This is a genomic window from Arthrobacter alpinus, assembly GCF_001445575.1.
GTDB classification, from domain to species: Bacteria; Actinomycetota; Actinomycetes; order Actinomycetales; family Micrococcaceae; genus Specibacter; species Specibacter alpinus_C.
The window spans coordinates 2,714,653-2,735,423 of the sequence record NZ_CP013200.1; the positions used below are offsets into that span (position 1 = coordinate 2,714,653).

Sequence of the window (20,771 nt, forward strand, 5' to 3'; positions counted from 1 at the left end):
GATTAGAGCTCGATTTCCGGGATGTCCAGGGTGCGGCGCTCGGCGGAGGACTGCAGGCCCAACTCGGCAAGCTGCACGCCACGAGCTGCCGAGAGCAGGCCGAAGCGGTGTTCACGGCCAGCAACAACATCGCGCAGGAATTCCTCCCACTGGAGCTTGAAGCCGTTATCCAGCTCGGCGTTGGCGGGGACCTCAGCCCACTGGTCGCGGAAGGATTCGGTGACGGGCAGATCCGGGTTCCACACAGGTTTGGGTGTGTGGGCGCGCTGCTGAGCCACGCACTTGTTCAGGCCGGCAACGGCGGAACCGTGAGTGCCATCGATCTGAAATTCCACGAGCTCATCGCGGTAGACGCGCACTGCCCAGGAGGAGTTGATCTGGCCAATGACTTGCTCGCCGGCCGGGGTTTCCAACTCGAAGATGCCGTACGCGGCGTCGTCGGCCGTTGCCTTGTACTCGCTGCCTGCCTCGTCCCAGCGGGCGGGGATGTGCGTGGCTGTCTTGGCGTTGACACTCTTGACCTTCCCAATGATGCCTTCAAGAACGTAGTTCCAGTGGCAGAACATATCGGTGGTCATGCCGCCGCCATCTTCCTTGCGGTAGTTCCAGGACGGGCGCTGGGCGGACTGGTGGTCGCCTTCGAATACCCAGTAGCCGAATTCGCCGCGGATGGACAGGATACGTCCGAAGAAGCCTTCATCAACTAGGCGGCGGAGCTTGACCAGGCCCGGGAGGTACAGCTTGTCATGCACAACCCCTGCGGTAATGCCGGCGTCCTTGCCGATCTGCGCCAGTTCGATGGCCTCTTCGAGCGTCTCAGCCGTGGGCTTCTCTGTGAAGATATGTTTGCCGTTCGCCATGGCCTTCTTCAAGGTGGCGGCACGCAGGCTGGTCATGGAGGCGTCAAAGACGACGTCGACCGTGGGGTCCGCGATAATCGCATCCAAGTCTGTGGTCCAGTGCTCAACGTTGTGCAGCTCGGCCAGCTCACGTACTTTTGCTTCGTTGCGGCCAATAAGGATCGGCTCGATAGCCACCTTGGTGCCGTCTTCCAGCGTGAGGCCGGAATCGCGCAGGGGCAGGATGGAGCGCAGGAGGTGCTGGCGGTAGCCCATGCGGCCGGTGATGCCGTTCATGGCGATGCGGATGACGCGCTGCTTGCTGTCTGACTCCGTGCTGTTGCGTCCAGTGCTGTTTTGCTCAGGACGGGCGGCGTCGTTGCCTGCGGTTGCAGCAGCTGCCTGGTCGGTGGATGCGGTAAGAGTCATGGTGTTGCTCCTGAGTGGTGTGTCGATAACGGGAGCCGGAGGGATCGGCGTGGCCTGAAACTTGGAAAGCGCTTTCCAAGGTGGGTTCAACATATCATTGGGTCAACGAGTTCACAAGGTCGGCTCACTTTGGCCGGTCCTGAATGTGAGCCGTCAATACTTTGGGCAGTCAACACGTTGGACGGTCAACAACTTTTCGACAGTCAAATCTTCGCCGCGTCAATACATGTAAGGAATAGGGAACCGCTGTGCCTGTTAATCTCACTGAAGTTGCTCGCCATGCTGGCGTGTCGCTGGCCACTGCTTCACGAGTTTTGAACGGTTCCGCACGGAGTCCAGCTCCCGATATCACCGAACGAGTCAAGGCGGCCGCTGAAGAACTGGGCTATGTTGCTAACGCCCAAGCTCAGGCACTGGCACGCTCGACGACAGGTCTGGTCGGCTTGGTGGTGCACGACATCGCTGATCCCTACTTCTCGGCAATCGCCCACGGAGTGCAGGAGGTAGCGCTCCAATCACGGCATCAGGTGCTACTAGCTGGAACCGACCTCGGTGGCGAAGATGGCACGCCGCGCAGTGCCGAACTTGCTGCCGTAACAGCTTTTATCTCCTACCGAACCGATGCCATTATTCTGGCCACTTCCCGGTTCTTAGAGGAGGACCCGGTTCTTGCCAAGAATCTGGGGCGCTACATCCAGAACGGCGGAAAAGTTGTCACTCTAGGTGACACTTCAATCCCCGGAGCCAAGGTTCTCACGGTGGGCAACTTTGAAGGAGCCCGTGACCTGGTGGATGCTTTGGTGACCAGTGGACTGAGCCGCTTTGTCATATTGTCCGGACCTCACGAACGCAACACGGCACGATCGCGAGTTGAGGGATTCACCAGTGCTTTGGAGCGCCGCGGGCTAGAGCCGTTGGCTGTTGTAGGTGGCGAGTTCTCGAGCCAGGGTGGCTTCGATGCCACGCTTGAGTTCATCGACACTCTGGGGATCATCGCTGGAGCGAGGTCAACGGAATCGCCGCTGTGCATCTTGGCGGCGAACGATGTCATGGCTCTAGGTGCCATCACTGCTTTGCGCTCCCGGGGATTGCGAGTCCCGGATGATGTGCAGGTGGCAGGCTTCGATGACATTCCGACGCTGCGCGACTACTCCCCCGGGCTGAGCACCTACCAACTGCCACTTCAGGAAATGGGGCGCCTAGCGGCAGGGCTGGCATTGGCGCCGGAATCGGCCCTTGAATCACGGGTTACCGGAGCAGTCGTCCTACGCGAAAGTGCGGGAACGCCCACTAGTGCGCTCGATGGGGCATAATCACAGCATGAGTACAGACGAGAGACCCGGTCAGATCATGAGCGATGATGAAGCCTGGCGCTTCCTTGAACACACGAGCTTTGGAAGGCTAGCCCTCAGCGTGGGCAACCAGCCCGACATCTTCCCTATTAATTACCTCGCCCACGACGGCAAACTCCTGATGCGAACCAACCCTGGCACTAAGTTGGCCGAGTTGACCATCAACGATTCCGTGGCGTTTGAGATTGATGGCTTGGCAGAGGATGAAGCGTGGAGCGTGGTACTCAAGGGCACCGCCCGTGTCTTGGAATCGCAAACGGAGATTGACGCCGTCAGCGAACTCCCCCTCACGCCGTGGCTACAAACCTTGAAGTACACATTCGTTGAAATCGTCCCGAATAGTGTTCGAGGCTTCCGCTTCCAGCTGGGTACGGAACCCGAGCGGTACTGACTCTGAATCCTGCAGAGCCTGAACCCTGCAGAGTCTGAACCCTACTGAGTCTGAATCCTACTGAGCCTGAACCCTGCAGTGCCCGAGCCCAACTTTGGTCGAGGGGAGCGAGGATCTACGCGGCGTACGGTAGCCCCAAATGCGGATTCCTGCGGGCGGTTTCGAAGGCCATCTGTGTCCGGATCTCATCGTCTTCCTCATCGTAAGGCGTCGGTGCGGGCGGCTCGGGCAGATTGTCGGGGTCCCAAGTCTCCTCGACATCAGCTGCGCGGGCTAGGGCGGCGGCGACGGCCTCTTCGAGAGCCAGTGAAAAGGCTTGGGCCAACTCGGTTTCCCGCAGTTGATCCGGCACGTACTCCGGGCTCCGCCCGCGGCGGTTCACCGCGCGAGCTATCAGCTTCTTCAACCATTTCGGGTAGGCCGGTGGCTGCTTTTCCTCCAGATTTGGTGGGCAGTACCTGCCAGAGGGCGAGGTCCAGGAAACCCTGCCATCGTTCTCCACACATGGCGTCCAGCCACGAAGCCGCACGTCTTGGCGCTCCGGTTCATCGATGCAGCGCCGCTTCCCGTGCCGATCTTTGTCGTCTTTGAAGTGCTTGAGCAAATGATGGTGCGAGCACAGGTTCTCTAGATTGTTGTAGATGGACCGCCCACCCGTTTCGAAGCTTTTTACATGGTCAACATCGCACGTGATGGCCTTGGCCAAACATCCCGGGAACTGGCAATATTCTTCCGTAATACGGAGCATCGTCCGCATTGCTTGGCTAATCCGGTACCGGTCTGGCGCAATGTCGAGGGGTTCATTGCTGATGGGGTCAACCAGAACCCGGAGCATGCTGCTTGCCTGGGAGGCCAGGCGTTTGGCAACTTCCATGCTGATGGGTCCGGCACCTTCCATCCATGCGAGTTCATTGGTGCCCCCGAGGAGCGACAGGGCAGGGATCAACACGATGGGTGTTACTTGTGGCAGGGGCGGCCAGGTTCCCATGTCATTGGCGAACATTCTGTGCCGCCCCGTCACCTCGCCTAAGAAGCTTGCGCTGCTGCTGTTCGGCCAGAGCCCGGTATTGGCACTAGTTCCAGCTGGAGTCAAGGCCGGAAGATGGGCCGCGCCGTTCCACTCAGGCTGGTTGCGGCGATCAGGTTCCTGAAAAGCGGGGTCGTTGTAGTTGGGATCATCAAAATCTGGGATCTGACAGGGACTGAAGCTAGCTGCCCGGCGGTTGGGATCGGGGAACGCGCCCTCTCCGCAAGGATTAGGTTCCGGCTGGAGATACCACGGGTACTGTTCAGGACTGCCGGACTCGTTGATGGGTTCCCCGCCAGATTCGCCGCATTCGGTCCTCACTCTGGAGTCAGTACTGTCACTGGCAGCCAGATCATCCGACTCGTCTGAACGAGCAGGCACAGGAACAGTGGCGGGACTGTGGATGCCGTTTTGGTCCATGCTCTGCCGCAAAAGCAGGGCGGCCGCCACGTCGGCACGCAATTGTGTCTGCGTACGGCCCTCGTGAGGACCGCGGGCGGCCTGCGCCGTGAAGTGGCATTGATCCCAGATCGCTTCGATGGTGGGTGCCGGTGCATAAAGACTCAGCCATGACATGCCGTCCTGCCCGCGTGTGACTCGCAAACTTCGCTCGGCGAAGGCGTGCCGGGTACGCGATGTAATGGTCTCCGGGTAGCTGCGTTCGCGCAATCTGCGGGCCGCGGAGCGAAAGCTTGGAGGCGTCTTGTTGGCAGCGTGCTCCAGCAGTCTCTGCTCGAAGGCATCGATGGTTGCCTGAGCCACATGGGCTGAGCGCAGCAAGCTGGTCTCTTCGGCAATGATCACAGCATGCTCCCATGACAACTCACCGGCGGACAGCACCTCCATGGTGGCCGGTAGCTGCCGAACCAGTGTCACCGACTGTTCGATCAACCTCCCGGCCGCGCCTTCACCCACGTGGAGGATGATGGCCAGTTCAGCGGTAATCTGAGCCAAGGCCCCACCCTTCTGCCACACATCAAGAGCCACCAGCCCGCCCTCCACTACGGATAGGGAATCGAGGCGTTCCACCAGGACGGCAACATGGGCGGCGCACTGATTCTGGTGCCTGCGCATGGCCGCGATGGCGTCACCATAACTGTCCATCAATCCCCTGACGCCCTCAATCTGCGATCCACGCTGTGATCCCAGTTGGGTTCCCGAGTGTGGGCCGGCGTGCGGAAAAGTTAAGTTTTCCGGAGGTGGCAGTGGCGGCAAGCCGAGCAAGGGCTCAATGTCAGAGGCCAGTGGTTCAATGACGGGAAGGGTGAGGCCGGCGATGAGGTCCGCCACAGTTGCTGTGGCGGATGCGTTCTCCCGATTCATCGGGAATCCCATCGAATTGCCCATACCACAATTTTAGAACTAATGTATGGCGTGTGCAATAGATATGATAAACTTCACGAATATATATGCTAAGAAAGCATCATTGTTGGTGAGTGGAGAGGGATAACCAGGTGCCGCCGTCGTACTTGAAAAAGTACGACGGCGGCACCTAGGAAATACGGAAAGTGGCGGATAGTGCCTACCAGAGGTGGGCCACATCGATCACGATGCGCGAAGTGTTACCTGGCCCGTCCAGGACAAACACGGTGAACGGGAGCCGAGCCCGGACGCCCAAGGCAATCGTGGTGCGCCCCTCGAAGCTGCCCGCCAGCGCTGCCTGCCGGAAGGTAGTGTAACCGGCCGTGTTGAAGAGTTCATTCCGATTGGCGGGATTGTAACTAGCTGATCCAGTGCTGGTGTACGCGGGAGCCAGAACGGTGACTTGAAGATCGGCCGCTCCGCGCACGGGAACAGCTTGACCGCTGCCAGGACGCTGAACAACAGACACGTACTGCACAATGTAGCCGTTGGCGTGGCCGTTGACATCGATCACCATGCGGTCGAAGCACGCATGCGCTCCGGCACGGACGTTACTGACCGTGGCGCTGGAACCAGTGCCGGCCGTTTTGGCCATCGAGCCCCACGTGATGCCGCAATATGGCGCTGCCTGCGCCGGCGCCGGTGCGACAAGAATGAATGCGGCCAGCAGCCCCACAACGGCCAGCCATGCTTTGATGTATTTCATGGGAAACACCCTCTTTGAAAGTGACGAATTACCCGAGATTTGGGTAATTTCACATTAAGCGCTTACGAGGTCCAACTGAGTGGTTTGGCGAGAAATTCCGCTGAACTGTTATGGCGGCCGGTGGTGAACGAAGAATCGTTACCTATATATCTGCAGGTGCTGATTCGTGATTCACGGCCACCCTTGACCTACGACTGAAACCGGCCTCAAATGGAGTATGACCATATTCAGATGGTCTGGCCAGGACGTCCAGTCAGCGGCCAGGCTGGTCGGTTGGGACGAAGCTGACCCAACAGTAGCGGGCACCACACCGGGAGGTCGATGGAAATGATGATCCTCGTTCTTGCAGCGCTGGTCGTGGTGACCACGGTGGCTACCGTGGGGCTGGCCGGTTCGCGCGCCCACCGCCACGACGATCCCGATGCCACCTTTTGGTACGTCTTTACGGGGCTCTGTGTTCTGGCGCCGATGCTGCTGATCCCGGCGATGACCAGCAGGGTCCTCTCCGGTGCGCTGGTTCTGCTGGCCGCCGGAACTGCGATTGCCACGCATGTGGTGTGCCGCCGCACTGCAGATATCGCCGCGCTCACCAGTCACCGAGCCGAGCTGGCAGCCGCCGTCACCGCGATTGCTCAGCGTCACCAAAATCTGATTGCGCAATGGAGTCGGTACGAACTCGATCCGGGTGCCGCCATCGACTTCCCCACCATGAGCGATGTCAGCGTTCCCCAGACCTCCGCGCTCATCCGGGCGATTAATGCCGCAACCCGGCTGCAGCAGCGTGCAGTGGAGGCCCTTGATCTGGGCACTTTTGGACCGGGCACTCGTGTACAGGGCACTGGGTGTCCAGCCGTGATGGACGACGGCGTTGCGGACTACCAGCGTGCCGTCAGCGAGCTGGCGGCTGCTTTGAAGACGGCGGAGGACTCCGCTCGCCGCTATCAGCGCGGGTGAGCGCTATCTGCGAGGTGGGGGTGGTTCCGGCTACTGAACAGGCTTACTGAGCAGGGCTACTGAACAACCAGCACGGGAACGGGTGACTGGTTCACCACGGCGGCACTGACCGATCCGAGCAGCAGTCCCATGATGCCGCCGTGGCCGCGCCGTCCCACGACGAGCAACCGCGCTCCCTCCGACACGGAGGACAGCGTGCTTGCTGCCGTGCCCTGCACGAGCCGGGCGGAAACGGTGGCGGGAACGTTCTCGCCGAAGGCCTGGAACAAGGCATCGTTGAGCACCTTCTGAGCGCCCTCTTCAAAGCTACCAATGCCCATGGCTGCATAGGCCACATGTTTTACCGGCAGTTCCCAGACAGCGACGGCATCTACCACCCCACCCAATTCTGCCGCCAGCTTGACGCCTTCCTTCAGCGCATTGACGGAGGAGGCCGAGCCGTCCACACCAACAACAATTCGGACCTGGGACGTAGCTTCAGACACGGTTTCTCCTTACGGCTGCGGGCACTTACTGATGCCCCAATTCAACCCTAGAAAACTCAATTGAGGTAGTTGGACGCCGGAAGGCAACAACGACATGCCTGGGCCGTCATTAGGGTGCCGGCGCGGCCTTGCTCGGTTCAACTGTTGCGGCAGGTGCCGGCGCTGGTGTTGGCGCAGGAGCTGGTTCAGCTGGCTGAGCGGGCAAGGTCGCTTGTAAAGGCTGGGCGGGTGATTCATTCAGTTGCTGATTGTCCGGCACAGGCACCGAGAAATCGCCTGGTTTCGGATCGTTGACGCCCGCTATGTACGGTGCCGTGGGTGCCAGCATGCTTGCCGGCGGCTCCACCAGAGGTTGAGGTGCCAGGGACGGGTTCTGGGCGGCCTGGTTCATGACGGCAGCCCAGTTGCTGCCGGCCAGCTGGTTTCCGTCAATGTTGGGGTAGTAGACGCCGTTGACGGTGAGGTCTTGGTTGATGTACTTGTCGTCGTTGCCCTTGTAACTGCCAAACCAGGCGGCCGTGGCTATGCCAGAGTTGGCGCCAATGGTCCAGGTCTGGATATTGCCGTCGGTGGTTCCGGTCTTGGCGAAGGAGGAGTCCTTGTTGTTGAGGGGGATGGCGTAGCCGGAACCGTTGGTAAGCATGTATTGCAGGGCGTGGGTCACGCCGGCGGCAACTTCCCGGCTCATCGCCCGCTGGCAATCGGCGCCGGGAACGTCGTATTTGGTTCCTGCCGCATCCGTGACGGAGGCCAGGGCAATGGGGCTGCAGCGTACGCCGCCGTTGGCGAAGGTGGCAAACCCCGTAGCCATGTCGATGGGCGCCACATCGTGCGTTCCGATCAGGCTGGAGCTGTCGGAGACGTCATACGGCAGGTTGGTGTGCCCGTCCTTGACCCCTGCCGCCGTGGCCATTTTCTGGATGTTGCAGAAGTCCAGTGCCGTGGCCGTCTGGAACGTGACCGTGTTGATGGAGGTGGCCAACCCAAGGTATGCCGTCATGGAATGGTAGTCATTGGGTCCGTCGTTGGGGAGTAAGGATTCGCCGGGCACGTTTGGGTCATAGGAGCCGGTGGTTGAACCGCAGGAGTTCTTCCACGGATATCCTGCAGGGTACTCCCGAACGGCACCGTTGATGGAGGTCATCATGGAGTGGCCGCTGTTGAGCCACTCGGCAAACACGAAGGGTTTGAAAGTGGAACCGATAGCGAAGCCGCCGGCACCATGCAAGGACTGTCCGTTGGCATCGTTGACGGGTAGGGCAAAGTTGCCCATGTAGTTTCCGTCTTGGGCAGTCGGGTTGTAGATGGTGTTTTGAGCCATGGTGAGCACCTTCCCGGTGCCGGGCTGGACACTGACCACGGCGGCACCACGCTGGAGCGGGTCCGTCGCCGAGATGGTGCCATTGACCTGGTCCTGGGCCACCTTTTGTAGTTCCGGATCCAGAGTGGTTTTGATGGTCAATCCGCCCTGGTAAAGCATCTTGGTGCGTTCTTCCACCGTGGCGCCATAGGCCTTGTCGTTGAGGATCAGCTGCTGTACGTAGTCGCAGAAGTACGGGGCCATGGACGCTGCAGCACACCCCTGGGCTGACTTGGTCACGTGCAGGGTCATGGGTGTTTTGACGGCGGCATCGTGGTCTTTTTGGCTGATTTTTCCTTGTACCAACATCTTGGCCAGCACGTCGTTGCGGCGGTCTACCAAGTTTTCGGGCTGAGTGATGGGATCGTAAAAGTTGGGATTATTGACCACGCCAGCCAACGATGCGGCCTGCGGAAGAGTCAGTTTGGCGGCTGTGGTGTTGAAGTACAGTTTGGCTGCTGCTTCAATACCGTACGCACCGTTTCCAAAGTAGATGATGTTGAGGTAGCCCGCCAGGATCTCATCCTTGGACTTGGTCTTCTCTACACTGATGGCCAAACGCATCTCATTGACCTTGTCAGCGACGGTCTTGTCCATCCCGAATTTGGCTTGATCGGTCTTGCCATCGGCAACGAGCTGTTCGATTAGCACATTGTTCACATACTGCTGAGTGATGGTAGATGCGCCCTGCCGGCCACCGTTGGCTGTGGCCACAAGAGCCCGGAGGATACCCGTGGGATCCACGCCGCCATGCTCATAAAACCGGGAGTCCTCAATAGAGACGATGCCTTCCTTGATAAAGGGCGACATCGCTTTTAGATCGACAACCTGACGGTCCTGGGCGTACAAGGTTGCGATCGTGGCACCGTTGGCGGCCAGAATCTTGGTGGTCTGAGGAGGGGCTGCCAAGTCCAGTGTCAGTGGCGCGTTGGTAATGAAGTCATCGGCGCTGTGCATCGCCGTGGTGGCGATGGCTGCTGCTGGCATGAACATGGCAGCCACCAAGGTCCCGGCAATGGCACAAATAAGGAAGTAGCGCCCCAACTGGGCCAGAGCCATCCCCGATCCCAATTGGCCGCCCTTCACTGGTGCCTTCATGTGTGACGCGTTCTGGGGGCCGGGACGTGATGGTGAGACCTGGGCCATATGCATTCCCCTCGTTAGCTGCTTGCGCTGTTGCTGTGTGGACTACGCCGGGCCTCGGTCAACCGGTTCAGTCAACGATCCGCGGCACAGTTATTCTCCAGCGTCCTCCTAAAAAATGGGAGTTAGCTGAAAGTGGACGCATGAAACCTTAGTAATGGCGGCGCCGCGGGCCGTTGAGTCGTATGCTCGGGTCATGGCTAAATTCTTCGACATTCACCCGCACGATCCGCAGGCGCGTTCCGTCAGCCAGATCGTGGCTATTCTGCAGTCCGGCGGACTGATCGCCTACCCCACGGATTCCTGTTATGCACTGGGTGCGCAACTGGGGAACCGCGAGGCTCTGGACCGTATCCGGACCATTCGCCAGCTGGATAAGCATCACCACTTCACACTGGTCTGCAAGGACTTTGCCCAGCTGGGCCAGTTCGTTATGGTCGACAACGATATTTTCCGCAGCATCAAGGCAGTCACCCCTGGGCCCTACACCTTCATCCTGCCGGCCACGCCGGAAGTACCCAAGCGGCTGGCACACCCGAAGAAGAGAACAGTGGGAGTCCGTATCCCTGACAGCCGCTTGATCCACGACATCCTCGAAGAGCTCGGTGAACCCATGCTCTCCAGCACACTCCTGCTCCCCGACGAGGAAGAGCCGCTCACACAAGGCTGGGAAATCAAGGAAGCGTTGGACCACGTGGTGGATGCGGTCATTGATTCCGGTGATGTCGGCGCCGAGCCCACCACAGTGGTGGACTTCTCCAGCGGCTACGCGGAAGTGGTTCGCCGCGGCATGGGCGATCCTAGCCGCTTCGAATAAACGCTGTTCCGAGTAATCTCGCAAAAACTCAGTGGCTCTAGAACTTCGGGCCCTTTGTGGTTAGCCTGTGAGTGGCTAGGCGGATCGATTTTCGAACCCGCCACGCACGAAAGAAAATGCAGTTTGAACTTGATAGGAACAAGCACAAGCACATCTGATTCGAGGGAGTTTTAATGGTCACCAAGAGGACAGCCCACGCAGGATACACAGTTCCAGGCATGTCACTGCAGGACGGACACAAGGTCGCCACCTTGCTCCAGTTGCGCCTACATGCCCTGAATGATCTCCAATTGACGCTCAAACACGCGCACTGGAACGTGGTTGGCAGGGATTTCATCAGCGTCCACGAGATGCTGGATCCGCAGATTGACCTGGTCCGGGCCATGATCGATGAAACAGCTGAACGTATTGCCACGTTGGGTGTCTCCCCCAACGGACTCCCGGGTGCGCTGGTGACCGCCCGCCCTTGGGACGATTACTCCATTGGGCGTGCGCATACCTCGGCTCATCTGGCGGCATTGGACATTGTCTACACCGGATTCCTGAAGAGCCACCGCAAGGTCCTTGCAGAAGTTGGTGATCTGGACCCGATCACCGAGGACATGATCATCGGCCAGTGCGCCAAGTTGGAATTGTTCCAGTGGTTCATGCGTGCACATCTAGAGGACGACGCCGGAGACCTCACCACCGCAGGGAGCAAGACCGAACGCTCGGCAGCATCCAAGGCATCCAAGTAGTGCCAGGACAAGCCCCTGTCCAAGGCGCCCTGGCAGACTATCCGCGCACAGCGATTGTCACGGGCGCCGACAGGGGCATCGGCAAGGCCACAGCCATTGCCTTGGCCCGCGCCGGTTTTGATGTTGGCTTCACATGGCACGACGACGAAGCTGGCGCGGCTCATACTCTCAAGAGTATTGAGGATCTGGGTCAGCGTGGAGTATTACTGTGGCTGGACACCACTGATTCGGCCAGCTGTGCACCGGCAATCACTGGCCTGAGTGAGTCGTTGGGGTCACTGGGTGTGTTCGTGAACAACGTAGGAATCGGGCTGAATAAATCGGTGGTAGACACCGAGTTGCACGAGTGGCAGCGAATTCTGGACACCAATCTCAATGGGGCCTTCCTGTGCCTGCAGGCAGCCGCGAAACTTCTCATTGCAGGCGGTGCCGGTGGCCGGATTGTGGTGGTGACAAGCATTCATGCCCACCAGCCACGTTTTGGGTATGGGGCGTATTGCGCTTCGAAATATGGTTTGGATGGTCTGACCAAAACGCTCGCTGTGGAACTTGCCGGCCACGGTATCAACGTCAACGCCGTGGCACCGGGCGAGATCGCCACGCACCTTCCCGAAACTGAAACCCGGCACCCGCACCAGATCCCTCGCCCGGGAATCCCGCTGGGTTACGGTGGCACTGCCGAGGAAGTGGCTAATGTGATCGTCTTCCTGGCCTCCCCCGCGGCAAGTTACGTGACCGGGGCCAGCTGGGAGGTGGACGGCGGAATGGCGGAAATGGGAGCCCAAGCCAGCTCGCACCTCACCAGCAACAACTGGCGAGTGGCAACAGCGAATGGGACCAGCCAGGCGCAACCCAGACCCTAAGACCGGCGGTACAGCTCCCCGGAGCGGGGATGGATTTCATAGGCCGTCCGCGGCCGCAGAAATCTTACTGCCCGCGAGGGGAGCTGCACCGCCGGTAGAGGCTACATCCACTTCTTGAGTTTGGCTGTGGCCGGCGCGCTCCAGGGATCCTCGGGCCAGGGATGCTTCGGGTAGCGCCCGCGCATCTCTGCCCGGACCTGGGAGTAGGGTCCGCTCCAGAATGAGCTCAGATCATCCGTGACGGCAAGCGGTCTGCGGGCGGGTGAGAGCAAATGGAACAGCACTCGAACCCGGCCATTGACCAAACGGGGAGTCTCGGCCAGCCCAAAGCATTCCTGCAGCTTAACAGCGGCCACGGGAGGGCCGCCGTCGGACACTTCCGGGTAATCAATCCGGATGTTCGAGCCGCTGGGGACGGCCAGAGTTTCCGGCGCCAGCTCCGCCAGCCTGGTGGCTTCGGGCCAAGGCAGCAGGCGGCGCAGTGGATCGGTGAGCGACAGTGCAGAAAGCGCTTTGCCGGCCGCGACGGATTCCAGTTCGGGCCCCAGCCATTGTGGCAATGTGGCCAGCAGTGCAGCATCGCTGACATCAGGCCATGGCTGCCCCAACTCGCGATGCAGCAGCGCCAGGCGTCGCCGTAGCGCATCCGCGGATCCGCTCCATCTGAGCAGCCCGAGCCCGTCCTGAGCCAGCGCGTGCGCCACTGCTTCCCGGCCCTGCTCAGGGGTTGCCTTTGCGGGCGTCGACAGTAAGACGATGGCGCCGAGCCTACGTTCTCGCCGCGCAGTCACCTTGCCGTTGCCGAAGGTGGCAACCACCGAGTCCTGGAGCATGTGTGCTCCGACGCGCTCCGCATGGTGCTGATCCAAGGGTGCTGCGGAACGGATGATGGCACCGGTACCGGCAGCATCGCGACCTTCAGCGCGGGAGACCTCAGCGACAGCCAACCATTCGTGACCGGCCAATGGACTACCTGCCGGCAAGCCAGCACGAGTGCCGGATGAGAGCAGGTACTGCTGTCCGGGTGCGTTAGCCACCAGCCGGGCTACCCGGTCCGGGAAGGCGAGTCCGACGACGAACCCCACCACATCGGCTGGCCCCACCGTCGCCGACCCCAAACCAAGAGAAGTGCCAGTGGTGAGAGTTGTGCTGGTTGTGGAGTGTGCGGCGCTGCGGGCGTCTCTGCGGACAAGCTGCTCAAGCCTGCGCACTTCCTGGGACCAACGGCGCGCCCCCGGATCCCGGCCCGCGCGCATGGCGGAAAGTAGCGCGGTGAGATCGGCGCCGGGGGCCCTGCCATCACCGGAAACAAGGGCCACAATTTCTGCGGCCACCTTGGCACCCACCACGGGTGCGCCGTCGAGCAGGGCACGTGCCAAACGGGGGTCAGCTGGAATGTCAGCCAGTGTTCTGCCCAGCGCCGTGGCGTGACCTGTGGCATCGAGGGCGCCCAGCTCAGACAGGACTTCCACGGCTGCGGCCATGGCGGGGGCAGGCGGCGCATCGGGTAGACGCAGACCCGCTCCCCCGGGTGCGCCCCAGCAGGCCAACAGCAGGGCGGCCCCGCTGAGGTCGGCAACAGCAATTTCAGGCATGGGGTGCGCTGGGGCTGCCGCGAAGGTCTTTTGGTCATAACAGCGCACAACGGTTCCGGGCCCGAGCCGAGCGGCACGGCCAGCACGCTGCTCTGCCGAGGCGCGCGAAGTGGAGACAGTGACCAGACCGCTCATGCCCCGAACACTATCGCGTCGGGGTTCCCGTGATAGGCCAGAATCCACCACCAAACGGACGCCGGGGACCGTCAATGAGGATTCCGCAAGGGACGTGGAGACGATGATGCGCGGCAGCCCGCCGGGCTCGCGCGCAGATACGGCGCGGTCTTGCTCGCGGGCGGAGACTTGTCCGTGCAGTTCCAGAACCTCTGCTGCCGGCCTGGAAGACCCCGGCCCGGAATCTGGGGCCGCCGAGCGCAGCCGGGATGCAATATAGGAAACCTCCCAGGCACCGGGGGCAAACACCAGCGCGTCAACGGAGGGGTCTGTGCCGACGGCTGCGGCGTGGGCTGCGGCAGCGGTATCGGCTACGTGGTTCAAAAATGCGCGCGTGATTCCACGCTGGTCCATGCGCGGCTGGGCTGGTGGTGCCCACTTGATTTCCAGGGGGAACAGGGCAGAGGGACAGTCAACCACGGGAGCCGGGGACCCGGCGTCGTCCGCAGCCAAGAGAATGGCAAAGCGGGGAGCGTCCAAGGTGGCAGACATGGCTATCAGTGTGAGGTCGCTGCGCAACTGCCGGACTTCGCCCAGCAGCCCCAGCAGGATATCTGTGTCGAGGCCGCGTTCGTGGACCTCATCAAGGACCACGGCGGCCACACCATCCAGCCCGGGGTCGCGCAAGAGGCGGCGCAAGAGGATTCCAGGGGTGAGGAATTCGATGATGGTCTCGGCGCCGGTGTGGCTCTCACCGCGCACCGTGTAGCCAACTTTGCTACCTAGGGCAGTGCCATCAAGGGACGCCAGGCGCCGGGCCGCCGAACGGACGGCCACTCGGCGAGGCTGGGTCACCAGAATTCGATGAGTGGATGTGGCGCCGAGGGCGTTGGCTGCCAAGGGAGGCACCAGCGTGGTTTTACCGGTTCCGGGAGGCGCCTGGACCACAGCGGCGACACTCTCTGGCTCGACTCTCTCTGACTCGGCACTGCCTTGGCTGGCTTTGTCTTGGCTGGCGCCCTGCGGCCCGACGCCCATGAGGATGCGGGCCAGTTCGGGCAGTGACTGGGCAAAGACCAGCCCCTGCCCGATCGCGGCAATATTGAAGGCTCCGCCTGGGATTTGGTCCGGGGCGGGAATTGACATGGAAAATCAGCCGATCTGCAGTTCGCCCATGTCGTCCCAATCGCTGCCATCAACCTTGCGGGAGATGATCTTGGGGGTGGAAACGAGGGCCGGGCGCATGGTTTCCAGGCCGTTCTTGAAGTGATCGCTGTTGACGTGCTTGCCGGCGGCATCGTCGTCTAGGAACGCTTCAACGAGGACAAACTCGTTCGGGTCGACCACGCTGCGTGACCAATCGAACCAGAGGTTGCCGGATTCGGCGCGTGTTGCTTCGGTGTAGGGGGTCACAAGGTCCATGAACGTTGCGGTAGCTTCGGGTTTTACTTGGAATTTAACAACAATGAAGTACATGCCTCTAGCCTATCTCCTGGAAGGTGGCAGGGTGCATGATCAAGCGCATGGGTGGCTGCTACCAGCCGCGCTCACGCCACTGCGGTAAGGATGGGCGTTCGGTGCCCAGTGTGGTCCCGTCGCCGTGGCCCGGTAAAACCAATGTGTCCTCGGGATAGACGTTGAACAGGCGCTCTTCGACATCGTTCAGGAGGGAGGCGAACCGCGCTGGATCTTCTTCGGTATTGCCAACACCGCCGGGAAACAGTGAATCACCGCTGAAAATGATGGCTGAAACATCCGCTGCCGGCGCCAGCACGTAGGCCATGGAGCCGGGTGTGTGGCCGCGCAAGTGCACGGTTTCCAGCTCAATGCCAGCAACGGAGAGTGTCCCGCCATGGACCAGTGCAAGATCCGTGTGAACTCCTGCCTGCTCGGTAATACCGGCAATGTCGTCCTCGCCAGCTGCCGTGGCTACGCCGGTTTGGGCGCATAGGGCGGACAGTGCCCGGACGTGGTCCCAGTGCTGGTGGGTGGTGGCGATCATGGCCAACGACGTGGGGGCGTCGGCGTCGCCGGCTGCATCTTGAAGCAGGGCATTGATGGCCGGAAGGTCATCCGCGGCGTCAATGAGGATCTGTGCGCCGGTGGTTTTGGAGGTAATCAGGTACACGTTGTTTGCCATGGCCGAGACCACGGCCCGGCGTACTGTGTGGGCGGGAAGATCATGGAGCAGTGAGGTGTCAGCAGTCATAACAGGAGCCTAGCCGCTGTCAAGGGGGTCCGGCTGTGTGTGTCAGCAAGTCCCGTGCCACGGGAAGCCATAGGGCTCTGATTGTTCTGATTTTGGGAATTGACAGAACTAAAGGGAGCAAAAAGGCGAATATTGGGCATTTGATTCACCCAAGACGTCGTGGATAGCCATGTTGCCGAACATCTGAGATCCATACGATTGGCATGAAGCAAGTTTATGACGCAACAATTAGAAATATTACTTCGCTTTTGAGTTCGAAGAGTTCAGGCTGGAGACATGAGCACAACACGCACATCAGTCCCGGTTCTAGACCTTTCCACCGCCCGCAACTCGGACGGCTTCTTCAACATGGATTTCATCGACTCGCTGCGCGATGCTGCACACAATGTGGGCTTCTTCCAGATCATCAATTACGGCGCCGCTGATGGCCAAGTTGAGGAATTATTGGAGACGGTGGCAGGGTTCTTCCGCTTGCCGCTGGAGCAGCGGCTGGAGCTGGATAACCGGACCTCCGCCCAGTTCCGCGGGTACACGCGACTGGGCAAGGAAATTACCCGGGGCCGTGCGGACTCCCGTGAGCAGATCGACTTCGGCCCCGATCGCGAGCCCCTGATCGATGTTCCGGATGACCAGCTCTTTCTGCGTTTGCAGGGGCACAACCAGTGGCCGGATCAATACCCCGAACTAGAGCGCAGGGCTTTGCAGTGGACTGCGCTGATGGCGCGGATTGGCGTTGACCTTTTGGAGGGCATCAGCGTCGCCCTGGGCCTGCCGGAGAACTACTTAGCCGAGCCGTTTACCTTTTCGCCAGCATGGATGGGCAAGTTGGTGCACTACGTTGGCGGTCAGGTTCCCGAGGCTGGCACCCAGGGTGTTGGTGCGCACGCCGACTACGGATTTGTTACCTTGCTATTGCAGGACACTGTGGGTGGCTTGGAAGTTCAGCCGCACGGACAAGAGGAATGGATTCCGGTGGAACCCATTCCTGGCGCCCTCGTGGTGAACCTCGGTGAAATGCTCGAGGTAGCCACCAATGGATACCTCATGGCCACCATCCACCGTGTGACTGCTCCCCCGCCCGGCGTGGACCGCTACTCGGTGCCGTTCTTCTGGTCACCACGCCTGGATTCCGTGATCGAACCCGTCCCGCTGCCGCCAGCTCTCTTGGCAGAGGCTCGTGGAGTCAGCGACGATCCAGATAATCCCATGCTGTCCTCGTACGGCTCCAACGTCCTCAAGGGTTGGGTGCGCGCCCACCCGGAGACGGCGGCCATCCACTACCCCGAACTTGGATAACGCTGGCGGATCAGGACCACAGCGGGGGCCATGATGGCCGCCGCACACGATGGGTCATCACCTAAAAACAAACGGCGACACCGCGGCTGCTCAATCAGTCCGTGGTGTCGCCATTTAGATTTAACCAGTTTTAGTGAAACGGGTTTGGGAGGGTGACTAGAGGTTCTCGGAATCCAGGTCCGGGGCAACGTGGTTTGACTGCCCGGCACCCGACTGCCTGGACCGTGACTGACTCGTGTTGGCGGCGCTGAGAAGACCACTTGCAACGCCGGCTGAGGAATCCTTGGACGCTCCCCCGACCATGCCCTGCAGCAAGCCAATGATGTCCAAACCAGTAGAGTCCTTGATCAGCTGCGTTGTCTGCTGGACGCCATTGGAGACGTTTTTGCTCAACTGGCTGGCGCCGTCGTTGGAGATGACAGTCATCTCCTTGATAGCTGCCATGGGTGCTGCCACCTCACGGGCCATGGCGGGAAGAACTTCCAGGACCTTGCTGAGGATAGCGGCCTCATTGAATTTCTCGTAAGCTTCAGCCTGGGCGGCAATACCGGCAGCCTCTGCAACACCCTTCGCCTCGGTGGACTCGGCCTCGGCCTGACCGCGCGACTTGATGACAGCTGCATCGGCGCGGCCACGAGCTTCGACCACTGACGCCTCGGCATTACCTCGGGCCGTGGATGCCGCGGCGTCGGCCTCGGCGGCAACCCTGTCGCCCTCAGCTGTCAGCTTGCGCTTGGCCAGGTCAACGGTTGCTTCGATTTCGGCAGCCTCGGAAGCACGACGGCGTTCCTCCAGTTTGGCGTCTGCCTGCTGGATAAGGCGGTACTTCTCGGCGTCGGCGGGCTTGCGGACTTCCGTGTCCAGCTCCCGTTCACGCAGTTCGGCACGGCGCAGGGCCACCTGCTGGTCACGGATGATGACCTGCTCCTGCTGCTCAGCGGCGGCAAGGGGGCCGGCGGCGTCGGCGCGGGCCTGACGTGCGTCGGCTTCTTCCTTAAGCTCAGCGCGCTTGATGATCAGCTGCTGCTGGGCCAGGGCTACCTGCTCGTCGGCAATGGCCTTGGCCTGCTCTGCTTCCTGCAGGAACTGGGCTTCGGCAATCTTGGCGTTTTTCTCGGCCAAGGCGGCCTCGGGACGCCCAAGGTTGATGAGGTAACCGGAGTCGTCGTCCACAGACTGGATCTGGAAGGTGTCGATCTCCAGGCCCTGGTTGTGCATGGAGTGCTCAGCCTCCTCCTTAACGCTCTTGGCGAAGGTGGCGCGGTCCTTGATGATGGACTCCACCGTCAGTGTTCCGACGATGGAACGCAGTGAACCCGAGAGGGTTTCCTGAGTGTAATGGTCGATGGCATCCTGCTGGTTGAGGAAACGCTGGGCTGCCTTTCGGACAGAATCAGCGTCGCCGCCAACTTTAACCTGCGCAACACCCGTCAGGTGAAGCTTGATGCCGTTCTGCGAGATGGCCTCAATTTTCAGGGCCACCTGCCGTGACGCGAGCGAGAGCGGGTATGCACGCTGGGTGAACGGATTGATGAAGATCCGGCCGAACACCACGCGCTGGCTGCTGGGATCTGGCTGGCTCTTGTTGTCCTTGGAGGAAATGACAAGTGCCTGGTCGGGACTGGCAATGTGCAGTGCCATGCGGGAGATGACGGCGCCGATGATGATGAGCACCACCAGCACACCGAGCCCAATGAACAAGGGAATGAGGGTCAATACAGACATGACGCCTTTCGGGGTTCGCGGCGGCCATGCTGAGACCCACGGCACGCCTGGTGGGTTCAATCCTACGGACTGAGCCCCGTTTCTCCACATGATGGAGAAACGGGGCTCCTGTGTTACGGCGCCATGCCGGCTTCAACGAGAACATGCTCGACGGCGTTGCGCCGATGGATCCGCTGGTCGTTGCGATTAAAACCCTTGGCATCCATGTTGTTTCCGAGCCGGAATGCCGCGAGGGCCTCGTCGTAAAGCACGTTCAGGCGCTGACCGGTGTATTCGCCGGTGGTGCCATCGTTGAAGGTGATGGAAATAAGCGTCTTGGCAGGGAAATGCCGGCTCATTCGGATGTATCCATCGCTGTCTTGCTTAAGTTGAATCAAGGCGTAGTCGTTTCTTTTGGCGTACGTTTCATGGTGAGTGAAAAGACGTTCTGGTGCACTGGATTGTTCCAAGTCCGGAAACCAAGACTCTCATAGAGATGGCGAGCCACAACATTCTCGGCATCGACTGCTAGCTCCAGAGCATTTCCACTAGTGTCCGCAGCACTGCACAGATCCGCCAGTATTCGGCGCGCCAGACCATGCCTCCGAAACGCAGGAGCCACGCTTAGCTCAACAATCCTCAGGGCCGAAGGCGTCCACGCCACCCACACTCGGCCGGCAGGAACGCCGTCGACCTCCACAAGCGATTCCCCTCCACTGCCCCATCGCTGGGACCACTGACTGCGTTGCGCCTGTTCCTGCATAACCAGCAGCTCCCGAGGCAGGAATTCGCGCCCCGGTACGGCTGCGGAAGACAGTTCCAGCAACCAGGGTGCATCCGTGGCTGTGGGGCGGCGAACTCGCACGTTGCTGGGCAAGGCTAGTTCCGTGACGGGAAGATGCCCTCCACAGCAATGACGAAGTTCACTCCTAGGCTGGGCTGAATGTTCAGGTGGGGCTGATTTCCACCCACCATCTGGCCAGGAACTGTGCTTGTGATTGGTCCGTACGAGCCGCCGGGTGCGGGAGCCAGGCCGGCACCCGGCCGGTCAGTGGTCTGTTCTGAGGCCATGGCAGTGAGGCCATTGGCATGCGCGGGCATTTCGCCTGGGGTCAGGGTCACATACTCCTGGCCAAACGTCTCGCCAATCTCATGGCGGGTGAGACCGTTGGCTGCGACTTGACCTGCATGGACGGGGACACGGCCACGCAGGTCGGGAAGTGCAAACGTGGTCCGACCGTCGCCACCATACATGGTCCCGAGAAGTGAGAAGAGGGCGGTGTTCTGCGAAATGGCCATTAGTTGCCCATTGCAAAACGCCCAACCTCGCGGATCGAAATTGAAACCAACCATGCGAATTTCGCCAAGAAATGGATCCATGAAGAGTC

At 60.6% G+C, this 20,771-nt stretch carries 19 protein-coding genes; 7 read left to right on the plus strand and 12 right to left on the minus strand.

Annotated elements, in window-relative coordinates; all coding sequences use genetic code 11:
- Window positions 1-2 precede the first annotated feature (2 nt).
- Window positions 3-1,136 (minus strand): Gfo/Idh/MocA family protein, encoded by a 1,134-nt coding sequence (locus AS189_RS12035; protein ID WP_062293561.1) that lies wholly within the window; start codon window positions 1,134-1,136, stop codon window positions 3-5.
- 380 nt (window positions 1,137-1,516) lie between these two features.
- On the opposite strand from AS189_RS12035, the gene AS189_RS12040 reads away from it, so the two are divergent.
- Together AS189_RS12040 and AS189_RS12045 are read left to right on the plus strand one after the other, a co-directional pair.
- Entirely contained in the window at window positions 1,517-2,581 is a 1,065-nt protein-coding gene (locus AS189_RS12040; protein ID WP_062289184.1) for a LacI family DNA-binding transcriptional regulator, read from the plus strand.
- A gap of 7 nt (window positions 2,582-2,588) precedes the next feature.
- Window positions 2,589-3,011, plus strand: a complete 423-nt coding sequence (locus tag AS189_RS12045) for a pyridoxamine 5'-phosphate oxidase family protein (protein WP_129587260.1) — start codon at window positions 2,589-2,591, stop codon at window positions 3,009-3,011.
- Between the two features lie 115 nt (window positions 3,012-3,126).
- On the opposite strand, the gene AS189_RS12050 is transcribed toward AS189_RS12045, so the two are convergent.
- Both AS189_RS12050 and AS189_RS12055 read right to left on the minus strand, forming a co-directional pair.
- Entirely contained in the window at window positions 3,127-5,385 is a 2,259-nt protein-coding gene (locus AS189_RS12050; protein ID WP_082634259.1) for an HNH endonuclease signature motif containing protein, read from the minus strand.
- 175 nt (window positions 5,386-5,560) lie between these two features.
- On the minus strand, window positions 5,561-6,106 hold the full coding sequence (locus AS189_RS12055; RefSeq protein WP_062289195.1) for an AMIN-like domain-containing (lipo)protein: 546 nt from the start codon (window positions 6,104-6,106) through the stop codon (window positions 5,561-5,563).
- Window positions 6,107-6,427: 321 nt separating this feature from the next.
- Here AS189_RS12055 and AS189_RS12060 point away from each other — a divergent pair, with 321 nt between their 5' ends.
- Window positions 6,428-7,060, plus strand: a complete 633-nt coding sequence (locus AS189_RS12060; RefSeq protein ID WP_129587261.1) for a hypothetical protein — start codon at window positions 6,428-6,430, stop codon at window positions 7,058-7,060.
- Between the two features lie 56 nt (window positions 7,061-7,116).
- On the opposite strand, the gene AS189_RS12065 is transcribed toward AS189_RS12060, so the two are convergent.
- Together AS189_RS12065 and AS189_RS12070 are read right to left on the minus strand one after the other, a co-directional pair.
- Window positions 7,117-7,545, minus strand: a complete 429-nt coding sequence (locus AS189_RS12065; protein WP_062289200.1) for a universal stress protein — start codon at window positions 7,543-7,545, stop codon at window positions 7,117-7,119.
- Between the two features lie 109 nt (window positions 7,546-7,654).
- Window positions 7,655-10,003, minus strand: a complete 2,349-nt coding sequence (locus AS189_RS12070; RefSeq protein ID WP_237759833.1) for a transglycosylase domain-containing protein — start codon at window positions 10,001-10,003, stop codon at window positions 7,655-7,657.
- A 241-nt stretch (window positions 10,004-10,244) separates the two neighbouring features.
- On the opposite strand from AS189_RS12070, the gene AS189_RS12075 reads away from it, so the two are divergent.
- The 3 genes from AS189_RS12075 to AS189_RS12085 all read left to right on the plus strand — a co-directional run bounded on the left by AS189_RS12075 (window position 10,245) and on the right by AS189_RS12085 (window position 12,465).
- Complete coding sequence (locus tag AS189_RS12075; protein WP_062293563.1) at window positions 10,245-10,865, plus strand: L-threonylcarbamoyladenylate synthase; 621 nt, start codon at window positions 10,245-10,247, stop codon at window positions 10,863-10,865.
- 173 nt (window positions 10,866-11,038) lie between these two features.
- Window positions 11,039-11,602 (plus strand): Dps family protein, encoded by a 564-nt coding sequence (locus AS189_RS12080; protein ID WP_062289204.1) that lies wholly within the window; start codon window positions 11,039-11,041, stop codon window positions 11,600-11,602.
- Complete coding sequence (locus tag AS189_RS12085; RefSeq protein ID WP_062289207.1) at window positions 11,602-12,465, plus strand: SDR family oxidoreductase; 864 nt, start codon at window positions 11,602-11,604, stop codon at window positions 12,463-12,465. Before AS189_RS12080 ends, AS189_RS12085 begins: the two co-directional genes overlap by 1 nt.
- A gap of 101 nt (window positions 12,466-12,566) precedes the next feature.
- Here AS189_RS12085 and hrpB read toward each other — a convergent pair whose 3' ends face one another.
- The 3 genes from hrpB to AS189_RS12100 are packed head-to-tail and all read right to left on the minus strand — an operon-like array spanning window position 12,567 to window position 16,383.
- Window positions 12,567-15,320, minus strand: a complete 2,754-nt coding sequence (gene hrpB, locus AS189_RS12090; protein ID WP_062289210.1) for an ATP-dependent helicase HrpB — start codon at window positions 15,318-15,320, stop codon at window positions 12,567-12,569.
- A 6-nt stretch (window positions 15,321-15,326) separates the two neighbouring features.
- Window positions 15,327-15,650 carry a putative quinol monooxygenase gene (locus tag AS189_RS12095; protein WP_062289213.1) on the minus strand — a complete coding sequence of 108 codons (324 nt, stop codon included), beginning with the start codon at window positions 15,648-15,650 and terminating at the stop codon, window positions 15,327-15,329.
- Window positions 15,651-15,708: 58 nt separating this feature from the next.
- Entirely contained in the window at window positions 15,709-16,383 is a 675-nt protein-coding gene (locus AS189_RS12100) for an MBL fold metallo-hydrolase (protein ID WP_062289216.1), read from the minus strand.
- A 276-nt stretch (window positions 16,384-16,659) separates the two neighbouring features.
- On the opposite strand from AS189_RS12100, the gene AS189_RS12105 reads away from it, so the two are divergent.
- Window positions 16,660-17,679, plus strand: coding sequence for an isopenicillin N synthase family dioxygenase (locus AS189_RS12105; RefSeq protein ID WP_062289219.1), 1,020 nt, complete (start codon window positions 16,660-16,662; stop codon window positions 17,677-17,679).
- A gap of 156 nt (window positions 17,680-17,835) precedes the next feature.
- On the opposite strand, the gene AS189_RS12110 is transcribed toward AS189_RS12105, so the two are convergent.
- The 4 genes from AS189_RS12110 to AS189_RS12120 all read right to left on the minus strand — a co-directional run bounded on the left by AS189_RS12110 (window position 17,836) and on the right by AS189_RS12120 (window position 20,763).
- A complete protein-coding gene (locus tag AS189_RS12110; RefSeq protein ID WP_062289223.1) occupies window positions 17,836-19,404 on the minus strand; it encodes a flotillin family protein in 1,569 nt (522 codons plus the stop codon).
- 113 nt (window positions 19,405-19,517) lie between these two features.
- Window positions 19,518-19,742 carry a hypothetical protein gene (locus AS189_RS12115; protein ID WP_237759834.1) on the minus strand — a complete coding sequence of 75 codons (225 nt, stop codon included), beginning with the start codon at window positions 19,740-19,742 and terminating at the stop codon, window positions 19,518-19,520.
- A 35-nt stretch (window positions 19,743-19,777) separates the two neighbouring features.
- Entirely contained in the window at window positions 19,778-20,146 is a 369-nt protein-coding gene (locus tag AS189_RS21255) for a GNAT family N-acetyltransferase (protein ID WP_424581569.1), read from the minus strand.
- Window positions 20,147-20,262: 116 nt separating this feature from the next.
- Entirely contained in the window at window positions 20,263-20,763 is a 501-nt protein-coding gene (locus tag AS189_RS12120) for a phage tail protein (RefSeq protein WP_062289225.1), read from the minus strand.
- Window positions 20,764-20,771 lie beyond the last annotated feature (8 nt).

Bases quoted from the DNA above. Each gene is read 5' to 3' on its own strand.
- AS189_RS12035 (WP_062293561.1), bottom strand. From the start codon at position 1,136: ATGAACGGCATCACCGGCCGCATGGGCTACCGCCAGCACCTCCTGCGC.
- AS189_RS12080 (WP_062289204.1), top strand. From the start codon at position 11,039: ATGGTCACCAAGAGGACAGCCCACGCAGGATACACAGTTCCAGGCATG.
- AS189_RS12070 (WP_237759833.1), bottom strand. From the start codon at position 10,003: ATGAAGGCACCAGTGAAGGGCGGCCAATTGGGATCGGGGATGGCTCTG.
- AS189_RS12075 (WP_062293563.1), top strand. From the start codon at position 10,245: ATGGCTAAATTCTTCGACATTCACCCGCACGATCCGCAGGCGCGTTCC.
- AS189_RS12120 (WP_062289225.1), bottom strand. From the start codon at position 20,763: ATGGATCCATTTCTTGGCGAAATTCGCATGGTTGGTTTCAATTTCGAT.
- AS189_RS12105 (WP_062289219.1), top strand. From the start codon at position 16,660: ATGAGCACAACACGCACATCAGTCCCGGTTCTAGACCTTTCCACCGCC.
- AS189_RS12115 (WP_237759834.1), bottom strand. From the start codon at position 19,742: ATGAGCCGGCATTTCCCTGCCAAGACGCTTATTTCCATCACCTTCAAC.
- AS189_RS12100 (WP_062289216.1), bottom strand. From the start codon at position 16,383: ATGACTGCTGACACCTCACTGCTCCATGATCTTCCCGCCCACACAGTA.
- AS189_RS12060 (WP_129587261.1), top strand. From the start codon at position 6,428: ATGGAAATGATGATCCTCGTTCTTGCAGCGCTGGTCGTGGTGACCACG.
- AS189_RS12095 (WP_062289213.1), bottom strand. From the start codon at position 15,650: ATGTACTTCATTGTTGTTAAATTCCAAGTAAAACCCGAAGCTACCGCA.
- hrpB (WP_062289210.1), bottom strand. From the start codon at position 15,320: ATGTCAATTCCCGCCCCGGACCAAATCCCAGGCGGAGCCTTCAATATT.
- AS189_RS12045 (WP_129587260.1), top strand. From the start codon at position 2,589: ATGAGTACAGACGAGAGACCCGGTCAGATCATGAGCGATGATGAAGCC.
- AS189_RS12055 (WP_062289195.1), bottom strand. From the start codon at position 6,106: ATGAAATACATCAAAGCATGGCTGGCCGTTGTGGGGCTGCTGGCCGCA.
- AS189_RS12110 (WP_062289223.1), bottom strand. From the start codon at position 19,404: ATGTCTGTATTGACCCTCATTCCCTTGTTCATTGGGCTCGGTGTGCTG.
- AS189_RS21255 (WP_424581569.1), bottom strand. From the start codon at position 20,146: ATGCAGGAACAGGCGCAACGCAGTCAGTGGTCCCAGCGATGGGGCAGT.
- AS189_RS12050 (WP_082634259.1), bottom strand. From the start codon at position 5,385: ATGGGCAATTCGATGGGATTCCCGATGAATCGGGAGAACGCATCCGCC.